The organism is Pararoseomonas sp. SCSIO 73927 (assembly GCF_037040815.1).
GTDB lineage: Bacteria > Pseudomonadota > Alphaproteobacteria > Acetobacterales > Acetobacteraceae > Roseomonas.
The window spans coordinates 3318938-3331977 of sequence record NZ_CP146232.1; the positions used below are offsets into that span (position 1 = coordinate 3318938).

General features: G+C 74.6%; 12 protein-coding genes. 4 read left to right on the forward strand and 8 right to left on the reverse strand.

The window, feature by feature from the left end:
• The gene (locus VQH23_RS15455; RefSeq protein WP_338661632.1) at positions 1-1419 is read left to right on the forward strand and encodes an alpha/beta hydrolase fold domain-containing protein; all 1419 of its coding nucleotides are present in this window, start codon (positions 1-3) and stop codon (positions 1417-1419) included.
• A gap of 43 nt (positions 1420-1462) precedes the next feature.
• Here the strand turns inward: VQH23_RS15455 and VQH23_RS15460 are convergent, their stop codons facing one another.
• Positions 1463-2113, reverse strand: a complete 651-nt coding sequence (locus tag VQH23_RS15460) for a Fe2+-dependent dioxygenase (protein ID WP_338661633.1) — start codon at positions 2111-2113, stop codon at positions 1463-1465.
• Positions 2114-2137: 24 nt separating this feature from the next.
• On the opposite strand from VQH23_RS15460, the gene VQH23_RS15465 reads away from it, so the two are divergent.
• Entirely contained in the window at positions 2138-2485 is a 348-nt protein-coding gene (locus VQH23_RS15465) for a hypothetical protein (RefSeq protein ID WP_338661634.1), read from the forward strand.
• Between the two features lie 18 nt (positions 2486-2503).
• Here the strand turns inward: VQH23_RS15465 and VQH23_RS15470 are convergent, their stop codons facing one another.
• Entirely contained in the window at positions 2504-2974 is a 471-nt protein-coding gene (locus tag VQH23_RS15470) for an Rrf2 family transcriptional regulator (RefSeq protein WP_338661635.1), read from the reverse strand.
• Between the two features lie 9 nt (positions 2975-2983).
• Positions 2984-3877, reverse strand: a complete 894-nt coding sequence (locus VQH23_RS15475) for a dihydrodipicolinate synthase family protein (RefSeq protein ID WP_338661636.1) — start codon at positions 3875-3877, stop codon at positions 2984-2986.
• Between the two features lie 137 nt (positions 3878-4014).
• On the opposite strand from VQH23_RS15475, the gene VQH23_RS15480 reads away from it, so the two are divergent.
• Positions 4015-4632, forward strand: a complete 618-nt coding sequence (locus VQH23_RS15480; RefSeq protein ID WP_338661637.1) for a pyridoxamine 5'-phosphate oxidase family protein — start codon at positions 4015-4017, stop codon at positions 4630-4632.
• Positions 4633-4645: 13 nt separating this feature from the next.
• Here the strand turns inward: VQH23_RS15480 and VQH23_RS15485 are convergent, their stop codons facing one another.
• The 5 genes from VQH23_RS15485 to VQH23_RS15505 form a co-directional block, all read right to left on the reverse strand.
• Positions 4646-5728 carry a CarD family transcriptional regulator gene (locus VQH23_RS15485; RefSeq protein ID WP_338661638.1) on the reverse strand — a complete coding sequence of 361 codons (1083 nt, stop codon included), beginning with the start codon at positions 5726-5728 and terminating at the stop codon, positions 4646-4648.
• Between the two features lie 239 nt (positions 5729-5967).
• A complete protein-coding gene (fdxA, locus tag VQH23_RS15490) occupies positions 5968-6300 on the reverse strand; it encodes a ferredoxin FdxA (RefSeq protein WP_338666110.1) in 333 nt (110 codons plus the stop codon).
• 138 nt (positions 6301-6438) lie between these two features.
• Positions 6439-8394, reverse strand: coding sequence for a hypothetical protein (locus tag VQH23_RS15495; protein ID WP_338661639.1), 1956 nt, complete (start codon positions 8392-8394; stop codon positions 6439-6441).
• The gene (locus VQH23_RS15500) at positions 8391-8684 is read right to left on the reverse strand and encodes a S4 domain-containing protein (RefSeq protein WP_338661640.1); all 294 of its coding nucleotides are present in this window, start codon (positions 8682-8684) and stop codon (positions 8391-8393) included. The genes VQH23_RS15495 and VQH23_RS15500 overlap by 4 nt, the downstream gene beginning before the upstream one ends.
• Before the next feature lie 10 nt (positions 8685-8694).
• Entirely contained in the window at positions 8695-11724 is a 3030-nt protein-coding gene (locus VQH23_RS15505) for a helicase-related protein (RefSeq protein ID WP_338661641.1), read from the reverse strand.
• A 134-nt stretch (positions 11725-11858) separates the two neighbouring features.
• Here VQH23_RS15505 and VQH23_RS15510 point away from each other — a divergent pair, with 134 nt between their 5' ends.
• Complete coding sequence (locus VQH23_RS15510) at positions 11859-13022, forward strand: MFS transporter (protein ID WP_338661642.1); 1164 nt, start codon at positions 11859-11861, stop codon at positions 13020-13022.
• The last annotated feature ends 18 nt before the right edge of the window (positions 13023-13040 follow it).

Consider the following 13040-nt stretch of genomic DNA (forward strand, 5'->3'; position numbering starts at 1 on the left):
ATGAAGCCCGCCGCGACCCTCGCCGCCCTGCTGCTCGCCCCCGCCGCCGCGCTGGCGCAGGGCACCAGCCCCGCCCCGGCGCCGCAGCCGCCGGTCGCCGCCCAGCAGCCCCCGAGCCTCGGGGAGCGCCTCGGCGACGCCACCCGCGCCATCGCCGGCAACCCCGCCGCCAACGCGAACCGGGACATGCTGCGCGTGCTCGCCGCCCTCAACGAGCTGAAGCCGAGACCGATCGAGGAGCTCTCGCCGGAGGAGGCGCGCCGCCAGCCGGGCGCCGCCGATGCGGTGCAGGAACTGCTGCGCCGGAACAACCAGCCCCCCGCGCCCAGCCGGGGCGTGGCGGCGCGCGACATCACCCTGCCCGGGCCGGGCGGGGCGCTGCCGGCGCGGGTCTACACGCCGGACGGCCCCGTGGCGGGCGGTGCGGGCGTGGCGCGGCCGGTGATCGTATACTTCCACGGCGGAGGCTTCGTGATCGCCGACCTCAACACCTACGATGCGACGCCGCGCGCCCTGTCCCACCTCACCGGCGCGATCGCCGTGGCGGTGCGCTACCGTCAGGCGCCGGAGAACCGCTTCCCCGCGGCGCATGACGACGCCTTCGCGGCCTATCGCTGGGTCGTGGCGAACGCCGCCAGCCTCGGCGGCGATCCCCGCCGCGTGGCGGTGGTGGGGGAGAGCGCGGGCGGCAACCTGGCGGCCAACACCGCCATCGCCGCGCGCGACGCGGGGGTGCAGGCTCCCGTGGCACAGGTCCTGGTCTATCCCATGGCCGGCGTGGACATGAACCGCGAGTCCTACCGCGAGAGCGCGAACGCCCAGCCCCTGAACCGGGCGATGATGGGCTGGTTCATGGGCCACTACCTCCGGAACGATGCCGACCGGCAGGATCCGCGGGTGGACCTGATCGGCCGCGCCAACCTGGCGGGCCTGCCGCCCGCCACCATCGTCACCGCCGGCATCGACCCGCTGCGGAGCGACGGGCAGGCCCTGGGGGACAAGCTGCAGGAGGCGGGGGTGCCCGTCGCCTCCCGCAACTACCCGGGGGTGACGCACGAGTTCTTCGGCATGGGGCCGGTGGTGCACGCCGCGGCCGACGCGCAGGCCTATGTCGCCGCCCGGCTCGGCACCGCCTTCGGCACCGTCAGCCCGGAGCTGCCCCCCGCCGGCCCGGCGCGCCGGCTCGGGCTCGCCGCGCGGATCGAGGAGCACATGGAGGTCGTCGGCAGCGATGGCGGCCCTGTCGGCACCGTGGACTACCTTGATGGCGGCCGCCTGATGCTGACGAAGAGCGATCCGGCCTCAGGCGGGAAGCACCACGCGCTGGGGCTGGAGGCCGTGGCGGCGGTGGAGGGGCGCCGGGTGCTGCTCTCCATGCCCGCGGAGCAGGCCCGCCGGGAGTGGCGCGAGGTGAACTGACCGCGGGCGCGGGTGGAGCGGCCCGGCCGGCGGGGGACCTCGCTCAGTCCTCCACCCAGCGGCGCAGCAGGTTTCCCTGCACCTTCGAGAGGAGCAGCATCTCGGGCGTCTGCCCCAGCCTCTCCTTGAGCAGGTGCCGCGCGTTCTCCAGGTCGAACAGGATCTCCCGCGCGCCCGGGTCGCGTACGAGGCTGCGGACCCAGGTCACGGCCGCCAGCCGCTCCCCGCGCGTGACCGGCGCCACCCGGTGCAGGGCGCCCGTCGGGTACAGCACGCCGCACCCCGCGGGCAGCTTCACCTCCTGCTCGCCGGCGCTGGATTCAATGACCAGCTCGCCGCCGTCGTAGCTTCCGGGATCGGACAGGAACACGGTGAGCGAGAGGTCGGTCCGCATCCCGCCCATCAGCGCGTCGTCCATGTGCGTCCCGTACTCCATGCCCGGCACGTAGCGCGAGAAGATCGGCGGCCGGATGGTGTGCGGCCGGGCCGCGGCGGCGAAAAGGCGGTTCCGCCGCAGCGCCTCGCTCACCCGCTCACCCATCTCCGCGCCGTCCGCATCGTCGCGCCCGACCTGCTCGTTGTGCTTGACGAGCCGCGCGTCGCGCCCGGCGGTCGCGCGGCCATCGGCGAACCGGGCCCCGTCCAGCCAGCGCCGCAACTCCGCCACGAGCGCCGCGTCTAGGAGGTCTGACATGAACAGTACCATCGGGGGATCTCCGTGACGCGCGTAAAGCTCTGGGCCGGCCTCGGCCTGCTCTCCCTGATGCCGGCAGAGGCTCTTGCGGCCAACCCCGTTCCCCGCCCCGAGGCCTCTGCGGCCGCCGGCCCGGTCAGGCCGGCGCAGCTCTTCGGTCCCATCGGTGAGCGCGAGCGCGGCGAGGGCGAGCGCGGCTACCGCCGCGAAGGGGAGGGAGAGGGTGAAGGCGAGGGCAGGTATCGTCGCGGTGAGGGCGAAGGGGAGGGCGAGGGGGAGCGCGACCGGCGACGCCCGCTCTTCGGCCAGGGTGAGCGCGGCGAAGGCGAGGGTGAAGGGGAGAACGAGGGTGAGGGCGAAGGCCGCCGTTAGGCGGCGCGGGTCGCCGGCCTAGATCACGAAGTTCAGCGGCTCCGAGGCCGGCGGGTTCAGCCCGGCGGCCGCGGAGCGGCGCAGGAGATCCTCCAGGGTCAGCCCCTCCAGCCTCTCGCGCAGCGCCTCGTCCAGCTCCGCCCAGAGGGGGGTGACGACAAGGGCGTGGAGAGGGCCGGAGAGGTCGCTGCCCGCCTCCGCCCCGTCCACCACCGCCGCCACGGCCTCGGAGAGCCGGATGTCGCGCGGGCGCCGGGCTAGGCGGTAGCCGCCGCGCGGGCCGCGCACCCCTTCCAGCAGGCCGGCGCGGGACAGGGCCTGGAAGACCGGCTCGATCCCCCGGCGCGCGGCGCCCAGGCGGTCCGCGACCTCCGCGCCGCCGGCGACGGGCCCGTTGCCCCCGCGCCCGGCATGGAAGGCGACGTCCAGCAGGACGGAGACCGCCGTGAGGGCGCGGTCCTGGCGTAGAAGTCGGAGATTCGGCTGCATCGGCCCTATCTACGCATCGTCCGCGTGAATTTCCAGATCGGCCAGGGCTGCCGCCACCTCCTCGCGGCCCGCCGCGGAGAGGGCGGGCTGCGGGGGCAGGGGGACGCCGACGGGAAAGCCCTGGATCTCCAGCGCGCCCTTGATGCAGGCCGCGAGGGCGTGGCGCGCGAAGAGCTCGTTCAGGCGCCAGAGCCGGCGCTGCAGCTCCATGGCGGTCGCCCAGTCGCCCGCGCGGCAGAGTTCGTAGAGGCGCACGCTCTGGCGGGGGATGGCGCAGGCGGGCCCGGCCACCCAGCCCACGCCGCCGATCAGCATGACCGCCGCCGGGATATGGGCGGAGGCCGCGAAGACCCGCATCCGCCCCTCCGTCCGGTCCATGATGGAGAGCAGCCGGCCGGTGTTGGTGGAGGCGTCCTTCACGTAGCCGATGCGCGGGTGGCGCGAGAGGGTGGCGAGGGCGGGCAGGGAGAGGTCGGAACGTTGGAACTGCGGGTTGGTGTAGAGCACCACCGGAAGCTCCGTCGCGTCCGCCACGGCGGTGAAGTAGTCCACCACCCCCGCCTCCGGCACGGGGAAATAGGCTTCCAGGATGGCGAGCACGCCGTCCGCGCCCAGTGCGGCCGCCTCCTTCGTCTGGCGCACCGCCTCGGCCGTGGTGTTTGCGGCGATCCCCGCCACCACGGGCACGCGGCCGGCCGCGGCCTCCACCACCACCTCGATGATGCGGCGGCGCTGCTCCGCGTTCAGGTAGGCGAACTCCCCCGTGCTGCCGAGTGGAGTGAGGCCGTGCACGCCGGCGGCGATCAGGTGCTCGCAGAGCCGGGCCAGCACCTCGTCCAGCACCCGCCCGTCCGGGCCGATGGGGGAGACGAGGTAAGGGAAGACGCCGTGAAGGTCCTGCATGGCGCGAGCTAAGGCGACAGGTTCGCCACCTGTCCAGGCCCCGGCGCAACGCCGGCGCGGGGATGCGCCGAGGGCCTGCACGGCGCGCTTGCGGGCCGGGCACGGCGGGCGCAGCACGGGGGCGAAAGGAATCCGCCATGACCCATCGCATCGACACCGTCGAGGCCCTCGAGGCCCTCTACGGCGTGCCGAACGACGCCTCCACGGTGAAGGAGGTGCCCGGGATCACGCCGGAGTACCGCGCGATGATCGAGGCCTCGCCCTTTCTCGCCCTGGCCACCGTCGGGCCGGAGGGGCTGGATTGCTCCCCGCGCGGCGACCGGACGGGGGAGCTGGTGCGGATCGCGGATGAGCGGACGCTGTTGCTGCCCGACCGCCGCGGCAACAATCGCATCGATTCCCTGCGCAACATCGTGCGGGACCCGCGCGTGGCGCTGATGTTCCTCATCCCCGGCCACGGCAACGCGCTGCGGGTGAACGGGCGCGCCCACCTCTCGGCCAACCCGGCGCTGCTGGAAAGCTTCGGGGTAGAGGGCAAGGCGCCGCGCAGCGTGGCAGTGGTGAGAGTGGAGAGCGTCTACTTCCAGTGCGCCCGGGCGGTGATCCGCGCCGGGCTCTGGGACCCGGAGGCGCGAGTGGCACCGGGGCGCCTGCCCACGCCGGGCCGGATCCTGGCCGCGCTGAGCGAGGGGCAGGTTGGGGGCGAGCCCTACGATGCCGGCTGGGCGGCGCGGGCGAAGGAGACGATGTGGTAGGGGCCTGAACCCCCTACTTCTCCTTCTCGGCCTTTTCCGGCTTCTCGCCCTTGTCGGCGGTCTTGAGGTGGTCGAGCAGCTTCTGCGTGGCCACCGCCTTGTCCGTGCGGTCCATGGCGGCGACCTCGGCCGCCAGCCGATCCAGCGCCAGCTCGTAGATCTGGCGCTCGGAGAAGGATTGGTCGGGCTGGCCGGCGTTGCGGTGCAGGTCGCGCACCACTTCCGCGATCGCGATCGGGTCGCCGGAGTTGATCTTCTGCTCGTACTCCTGGGCGCGGCGGGACCACATCGTGCGCTTGATGCGCGCGCGGCCCTTCAGCGTGTCCATCGCCTCGCCCATCACCTTGTCGGAGGCGAGCTTGCGGAGGCCCGAGGAGGCCGCCTTGGCCATCGGGACCTTCAGGGTCATGCGGTTCTCCTCGAAGGTGACGACGATCACCTTGAGGGTAAGGCCCGCCACGGGCACCTCCTCGATCCCCTGCACCTGGCCGACGCCGTGGGTGGGATAGACGACGTGGTCGCCCGCCTTGAAGTCCTTCCCGGCATTGCCGAGGGGCTTGGGCGGCGGGGCCGGGCGGATGGGGGCCTGGATGACGGGCTCGGACGGGGTGGTGCTGGTCATGCTCGGTGCGGGCGCCGGGGGCTCCGCGGCGCCCGTGGGGGCGGCGGGGCGAGCGGTGGCGCGGGAGGGTGGCGGGGAGGTCTCGGCCGGCTCCGCGGGCGCGGTCCGGGGCGCAGGCTCGACCTTGGCGGGGTTGCTGGCGCGGGCAGCGGCGGCTTTCGGGGCGGTTGCCTTGGCGGATGCCGCAGGAAGGGGCTTCGCCGCCGCCGCCGCGGGGAGTGGCCTGGCCGCCGGTGCCGCGGCATCGGCCTTCGCAGCGGGCAAGGGCTTCGCAGCGGACAAGAGCTTCGCAGCGGGCAGGGCCTTCGCCACCGGCTTCGGCTCGGCCTGCGGCGCCTCGCTCTTGCGGGCGGTGGCCATGGGCTTGGCCTTGGCGGCGGGCTTCGGCGCGGCGGGCTTGCCGGCGCCCGCCTCGGGGGCCTTGCCCGCCCCCTTGCTGTCGGACGCCTTGCCTCCGGCGGGTGCCTTCATCATGCTCTCCGCGATCCTAGTGGCGCCGCCGGTGCCGGGGCTGCCGGTGCCGGGAGCGCCGGCCACCCGGGGCTGCCCTGGCCCCGCAGGCGCCGTTGCTGCCTTGCGGCACGACAGGCCCGCGCCGGTCCGGCGCGGGGCGCTCGCGTTCCAGGCGGCACCCTATCACAGGATGTCGATTCCGTCACGCCGCCGTGTCCACGTGAAGGCAACGCGGCGCGCGGCCCCCGGTTGAGGCGCCTTCAGGCCTCGCCGGGAGCGGGGTCGAACAGCGCCTTCTTGTCGGGCTTGCCGTCCCACTCCTTCGCGTCGGCCGGCGGCTCGCCCTTGCGGGACATGTTCGGCCACTGGGCAGCGTAGGTGCGGTTCAGCTCGGCCCAGTCCGTGGCGCGCTCGTCGCTGTCGGGGAAGATGGCTTCGGCAGGGCATTCGGGCTCGCAAACGCCGCAGTCGATGCACTCGTCGGGGTGGATCACCAGCATGTTGGCGCCGACGTAGAAGCAGTCCACCGGACACACCTCGACGCAGTCCATGTACTTGCAGCGAATGCAGTTCTCGGTGACGACGTAGGTCACAAGCACGTCCCTTCACGGCCCGCGGGGCGGAGCAGAATTCCCGTGCGCCGCAGATGGACCGTTGCGGCGCGGCATGCAAGCGAGGCTTTCGTCGGGGCAGCGGTGCGCCGGGCCGGGTGGCCGGAACTCGGACGGGCATCAGGCCGGGCATTCCCCCGGCCCGGCCGCGCGCAGGGCCATGCGGCGCAGCAGGAAGGCGCCGCCCGAGAAGGAGAGCTCGACCACGCCGGGCGCCTGGGTCAGGCAGAGATGGCCCTCCGCTTCTCCGGAAGCGGGCAGCGCCCAGGTCGCCGCCGGGCGGCCGCCAGCCGAGACGGTGATGCGCGCCGGCCCATCCCCTGCCGCGCGCAGGCCGAAGGCGAGCCGGTGCGGCCCCGGGCCGGACCCTGGGACGAGGCGCAGCACCAGCCGGGCGCCGTCCGCCGCCCGCGTTCCCTCCGGCCCGGCCGGGTCCCACCCCGGGGCGGCGGGCAGCGGGCGGGCGACGAGGTGGACCCAACCCGGGCCGGAAGCGGTGAAGTCCACCGCCTCTCCCTCCGCCAGATCGGGCGCGGCAAGGCGGCGGGGCGGCGCCAGGGCAGCGACGCAGGCGATGGCGGGGGTGCCGGCGGCGCCCGGGGCTCGCTCGCAGGGGCCGGTCGGCACCACGCCGTAGGCGGCCAGGGTGGCGCGGGTGGACTCCTCCATCGGCAGGTCCGGGCCGAGGGTGAGGAGCCGTCCGCCCGGCGGGGCGCGCAGCCCGGCCTCGATCCTCGCCCGCAGCGGCCCGCCCGTCGCCAGCCCGGTGTCGGTCATCGCGAGGAGGCGGGACTCCCGCGGCAGCACCGGCCCCCAGATCCCCATGGGATGCGCGGTGACGAGGACGGCGGCGGGGGCTCCGAGGGATAGGGGCGGCACGAGGGGCCGCGCCTCCCCCCAGGGCCGGTGGCCCCAGTCCGGGGCACGGGTGGCCGCGAGGAGAAGGGCGGCCACGGCCAGCGCCGCGGGCAGGGACAGGCGCATGGGAGGGGCGGCGGCGGCCAGAATCACCAGCAGCATCCCCGCCAGCAGATCCGGCACGATGGCGTAGCGGTGGATGGCGAAGCCGAGCAGCCAGACGGCGGCGCCGACCACCAGGAACAGCATGGCCCGCTGCCGCGCCTCCTCCTCCCGCGCGCGATGGGGCCGAATGAGGGTGGCGGCGAGCGCCAGGAGCGCGACCGGCAGGGCCAGGAGGAGGCGCGGATCGGCGGAGGGGAACTCCGCCGTGGGATGCGCGCCCGTCGCAATCCACCAGGGGTAGAGCAAGGCCTGCCCGAGCCCCTGCGGCACGAAGCGGAGGTCGGCGAAGGAGTCCGGGTTGGCGGAGGGCGAGCGGAACAGCCCGTTCATCGCGGGAAAGACGGGGTTGCCCAGCGTCGCCCAGAGATAGGCCGCCCAGGCGCCGCCGGTGAGCAGCAGGCCGGCGGCCCCGCCGGCGGCGACACGCCAGACCGCGGCGAGGGTGGGGGCGAAGCCGCGCCACGGCAGCAGGGCCGCCGCGGCCAGGGCCGGGATGAAGACAGCGTTGGTCAGCTTCAGCCCCACCGTTCCCCCGACCAGCACCCCGGAGAGGAGGAAGAGCCGCCGGTCTCCCTCCCATCCCCGGATCAGGGCGAGGAGGCCGAGCAGCACCGGCGCGGCCAGGGCCAGGTCGGCGAAGCTCGTCCCGATCTCCGAGATGGCCATGGCGCCCGTCGCGCCCGCCAGCACCGCCACCGCGCGGACAGTGCCGTCCCGCGCGCCCAGTGCCCCGGCCAGCATCCAGGCGGCGGCGACGGTCAGCGCCTGGATCGCCGCCACCGCCACGGCGACGGCCGGCGGGGGCAGGAGCTGTCGCAGCCCGTACAGGGGAAGGTAGGGCAGGGGATTGAAGTAGCCCTGGATGCCCGCCGGGCCGACATCCAACCCCAGCCGCCCGTGCAGCAGGGCGTAGGGGCCGTAATCGTGGTAGTTCTGCAGGTCCCAGTTCGTGTCCTCGCCCGCCCACAATGCCCAGGCGGCGAAGACGAGAAAGCCGATGGCCCATGCGCCGGCGGCGCCGCGCCAGACACGGCCGGCGGGGGCCGGGCTCAACCCGGGGCGATCTCTTCGTAAAGGGCGCGGGCCTCGGCGGGCGGGCCGCGGCGCCCGGCCAGGGCCTGCACGCGCCACACCTTCACCACGCCGCGCTCCGGCCCGCCGAGCGCGAGGGTGAGCACGTCACCCGGCCGCAGCCGGGCGTGGGGCTTGTCCACGGGCTGGCGGTTCAGTCGGACGGAGCCGGCCTCCACCAGCGCTGCGCAGGCGGAGCGGGTCTTGGAGAGGCGGGCGCACCAGAGCCACTTGTCCAGGCGCTGCCAGTCCCGGTCTTCCGCTTCCGCCATGCGCGCCGGGTCAGCTCTTCCCGAGCTTCAGCTTCGCGAGCACGGCGAAGGGGCTGTCGGGGTCCGGGCCCTTGCCGCGCGCGGGCTCGAAGACGGGCCGCGGGGTGGCCGGGCCGTCATCGCGCCGGTCGCGGCGCGGGCCGTTGCCGTAGCCGCCGCCAGGGCGGCCTTCCGGGCGGCCTTCCGGGCGCCCGTTGCGGGGCGGGCCGCGATCCTCGCCGGGGGCGCGGCTGCCGCGGTCGCCGCGATACTCGCCCCGATGCTCACCCCGAGGCTCACCACGGTTCCCGCCGCGGTCGCCGCCACGATGGCCGTCCCGCTGGCCGCCGCGATCGTCGCGCCGCGGGCCGCGCTGCGGACGGGCCTCGCGCGCCTCCGTCGCGGTTCCGGTCTCGGCGGTCGCGTCCCCGGCGGCCACTCCTTCAATGGCCGCCCCGTCGGCGGGCGCTGCGTCGGCCCCTTCGGCAGCCCCCTCGGCGGGCTTCGCATCGGCCTGCGCGCCGGCCGGACCTCCGCGCTGCCCCTGGCGGTTGCGGTCGCCGCGGCGACCCTCGCCGCCGCGGCCGCCGCGGTTGTGGTGGTGCTCCTCCCGCCGGGCGGCGACGAGCTGCGGCGCGGGCGGGCCGAAGACGTCCTCGGCGAGCGGCTCTGGCGTCACCAGCCGGAAGCCGAGCGCGGTCAGCACCGCCGGCAGCGTATCGGCCTTGGCGCCCAGGCGGCTGGCCACGTCCACGGGCAGGGCGGCGGCGGCGCGGCGGGTCAGGTGGCCCAGCTCGCCGGCGATGCGCTCCGCCACGTCCAGACGCACCAGCATCGGCCCGGCCTGCACCCAGCCCATGGTGGCGCCGAAGCCGCGCGGCCAGTCCCGCGGGGGCGTGATGGAGACGAGGCCGCCGCCGGGAAGCTCCGGCACCGCCTGGTTCGCCTTCAGCGCCCAGAGCTGGGCCCGCAGCGCCATGGGGCGGGGCTTCAGCATCTCCGGGATGTAGAGGGCGAAGCGGCCGGCGCGCACGCCGATGGCCTTCAGCTTCGCGCGGATCTCCGGGGTGATTTCCCTCTCGGTGCCGCCGGGCAGCAGGCCCAGGAACTCGCGCAGGCGGAAGAGGTGGCCGCGCAGCTCCGCGTCCTCCTCGGCCTTCTTCTCGGCCTCGATCAGGGGCGCGAAGTCGCGGGCGACCAGGGCCTCGAACCAGGCCGCGAGCTTGGCGCGGATGCGCTCGCGCTCGGCCCCGTCCACGAACTCGGAATCGATCGGCTCGATCACCGGCTTCTCGGCCGTGGTGCCGGGCTTCAGCTTCGCCACCTCGGCGGCCTCGTCCGCGCCTTCCGGCTTCCAGGCGATGCGCTGAAATTTCGTGAGGCTCAGGGCGTCGTCCGGCGCCGTCTCCAGCGCGGCGACGCGGCGGGGCATCTCCTCGCGCAACGCCCGGCGGGCGGCGCGGAGCATGACCTTGCGCTCCTCCTCGTCCTCCGCGTCGGCGGCGGTCTCGAAGAGGAAGCCCTTCACCGAGCCGACGACGTGTCCCTCGACCGTGACCTCACCGTTCCGCGCGACCGCCGAGAGGAGGTTCTCCTCCCCCTCGTCGAGCTTGCGGATCAGGTGGGCCGCGCGGCGGTCCACGAAGCGGGCGGTGAGGCGTTCGTGCAGCGCGTCGGAGACGTGGTCTTCGGCAGCGCGGGCGGCCTCCTGCATGGCGGTGGCATCCTTCAGCCAGTCGGAGCGGGCGGCGACATACGTCCAGGTGCGGATCCCCGCAAGCCGGGCCATGAGTGTATCGAGGTCGCCCTCGGTGTTGTCGAGGTACCGGATCTGGGAGGCGACCCAGTCCGCCGGCAGATTGCCATCCTCCACGAGATGCCGAAAGACACGGGCGCAGAAACGAGTGTGTGACTCGTCCGAGAGCTTGCGGAAATCCGGGATCTGGCAGGCCTCCCACAGCAGCCGCACCCGCGCGCGGCCCCGCGCCAGCCCCCGGATCTCGGCGTCGCGGGAGAGGTGCTCCAGCGTAATGTGGTCCGTCGCGTCGTTGCCCCGCGCCAGGCCCGGGCGGGGCGGGGGGAGGGAGAGGCCGGTCAGCAGCGCGTCCAGGCTGGAGAGATCCAGGTCGCTGTTCCGCCATGCCAACTGCGTCAGCGGCTCGAAATGGTGGTTCTCGATCTTGTGGACCATGTCCTCCGGCAGGGGCGGGCAGTCCGCTGTCACGCCGAAGGTGCCGTCCCGCATGCCGCGGCCCGCGCGGCCGCCGATCTGCGCCGCCTCCTGCGCCGTCAGCTGGCGGGGGCGGTGGCCGTCGAACTTCTGGATGGAGGCGAAGGCGACATGGTCCACGTTCATGTTCAGCCCCATCCCGATGGCGTCCGTCGCCACCAGGAAGTCCACCTCCCGGTTCTGGTACATTTCCACCTGCGCGTTGCGCGTGCGGGGGGAGAGGCGGCCCATCACCACCGCGCAGCCGCCGCGCCGGCGCCGGATGGCCTCCGCGATCGCGTAGACCTCGCCGGCCGAGAAGGCGACGACGGCGGAGCGGGAGGGCAGGCGGGTGAGCTTGGCCGGGCCGGCATAGGTGAGCTGGGAGAGGCGGGGGCGGCTCTCCACCTCCGCCTGCGGAACCAAGCGCTGGAGAAGGGGGCGGACTGTCTCCGCCCCCAGGAACATGGTTTCCACCATGCCGCGGGCGTGCAGCAGCCGGTCGGTGAAGACATGGCCGCGATCCGCATCGGCGCAGAGCTGGATCTCGTCCACCGCCACGAACTCCACCCGGCGGTCCAGCGGCATCGCCTCCACCGTGCAGGCGAACCACTTGGCGTCCGGGGGCAGGATCTTCTCCTCCCCGGTGATGAGGGCGACGTGCTTCGCCCCCTTCACGGCGACCATCCGGTCGTAGTTCTCCCGCGCCAGCAAGCGCAGCGGGAAGCCGATGATGCCGCTGGAATGGGCCAGCATGCGGGTGATGGCCAGATGGGTCTTGCCGGTGTTGGTCGGGCCGAGGACGGCCTTCACCCGGGATGCGAACATCTGGCGGTCTGAGAAGGAGCTCATCTGCGGGGAGGTGTGGGGGGCCGAACCCGGGTTGGCAAGCACATACGCTGAACATGGGGGCTGAACATGGCTCGCCGGGCATCGGAGGCGGCGCCCTTGGCAAGCCCTCGCCCGTCCGGGATTCTGACGCCCAGATGAGTTCCGCCCCGACCTTCCTGGGCCGCTTCGCCTTCCTCCTCGCCGCCAGCTTCCTCGGCGTGGGGGTGACGATGCCGTTCCTGCCGCCCTTCCTCGCCGCGAAAGGACTGGGGCCGGAGGCGGTGGCGCAGCTCCTTTTCGCCGCCTCCCTGGTCCGCTTCCTCGTCAGCCCCGCGCTGGGCCGGCTGGCGGACCGGCTGGGGGACGGGCGGCGGGTGATGATCCCCTGCGCGCTCCTCGCCGCGCTGGCGGCGCCCCTCCTCCTGCCGGCGCAGGGCTTCGTGGCGCTGCTGGCCGTGCAGATCGTCATGGCGGCCGCCGTGGCGCCCCTCGGCCCGATCGGGGAGGCGATGACCCTGGCCGCCACCCGGCGGGCCGGGGCGGAGTTCGGGCCGGTGCGGGCGGCGGGCTCGGTCGCCTTCATCCTCGGCTCCGTCGGGGCGGGAAGCCTGGCGGCGTGGAAGGGGTACGAAGCGGTGCCCTGGCTGCTGGCGGGGTGCTACGCCACTGCGGTGCTGGCCGCCCTCGCCCTGCCGCGGCCGGAGAGGGGCGCCCCGCAGGCCGTCCCGGTCGGGCGGGGCGGGCTGCGCGGCGCCTTCGCCCTGCACCTGCTGCGGCGGCCGGGGTTCGGGCGGCTGGTGCTCCTCTCCGCGCTGATCCAGGGCAGCCACGCGGCCTATTACGGCTTCTCCTCCATCCACTGGGCCCAAGCCGGGCACTCGGCGGAGACGATCGGGCTGCTCTGGGGCATCGGGGTGGCGGCGGAGGTGCTGCTCTTCCTGCTGGCGCGGCCGCTGCTCGGGCGCCTCTCCCCGCGCGCGCTGATGCTGCTGGCGGCCGGGGCGGGGGTGGTGCGCTGGGCGGCGCTGGCGGCCACCACCGCCCTGCCGCTGCTGGTGCCGCTGCAGCTCCTGCACGCGCTGACCTTCGGGGTGCAGTACATGGGCGCGATGCGGTGGCTCTCTTCCAACCCGCCGCCCGGGGAGGCCCTGGCGGCGCAGGCGCTGCACGCGGCGCTCGGCACCACGGGGGCGCAGGCGCTGTGCCTGCTGATGGCGGGATGGCTCTACGCCCAGGCCGGCGCCGGCGCCTTCCTGGCCATGTCCGCGCTCTGCGCCCTGGCCGTGCCCGTCGCCCTTGCGTGGAGGGCCGGGCGGTAATCATCCGCCCCGGCCCGT

What these genes read in the sequence shown, in the direction of transcription:
- VQH23_RS15455 (WP_338661632.1), top strand. Translation starts at nt 1, where the DNA reads ATGAAGCCCGCCGCGACCCTCGCCGCCCTGCTGCTCGCCCCCGCCGCC.
- VQH23_RS15460 (WP_338661633.1), bottom strand. Translation starts at nt 2,113, where the DNA reads ATGTCAGACCTCCTAGACGCGGCGCTCGTGGCGGAGTTGCGGCGCTGG.
- VQH23_RS15470 (WP_338661635.1), bottom strand. Translation starts at nt 2,974, where the DNA reads ATGCAGCCGAATCTCCGACTTCTACGCCAGGACCGCGCCCTCACGGCG.
- VQH23_RS15475 (WP_338661636.1), bottom strand. Translation starts at nt 3,877, where the DNA reads ATGCAGGACCTTCACGGCGTCTTCCCTTACCTCGTCTCCCCCATCGGC.
- VQH23_RS15480 (WP_338661637.1), top strand. Translation starts at nt 4,015, where the DNA reads ATGACCCATCGCATCGACACCGTCGAGGCCCTCGAGGCCCTCTACGGC.
- VQH23_RS15485 (WP_338661638.1), bottom strand. Translation starts at nt 5,728, where the DNA reads ATGATGAAGGCACCCGCCGGAGGCAAGGCGTCCGACAGCAAGGGGGCG.
- VQH23_RS15500 (WP_338661640.1), bottom strand. Translation starts at nt 8,684, where the DNA reads ATGGCGGAAGCGGAAGACCGGGACTGGCAGCGCCTGGACAAGTGGCTC.
- VQH23_RS15505 (WP_338661641.1), bottom strand. Translation starts at nt 11,724, where the DNA reads ATGAGCTCCTTCTCAGACCGCCAGATGTTCGCATCCCGGGTGAAGGCC.
- VQH23_RS15510 (WP_338661642.1), top strand. Translation starts at nt 11,859, where the DNA reads ATGAGTTCCGCCCCGACCTTCCTGGGCCGCTTCGCCTTCCTCCTCGCC.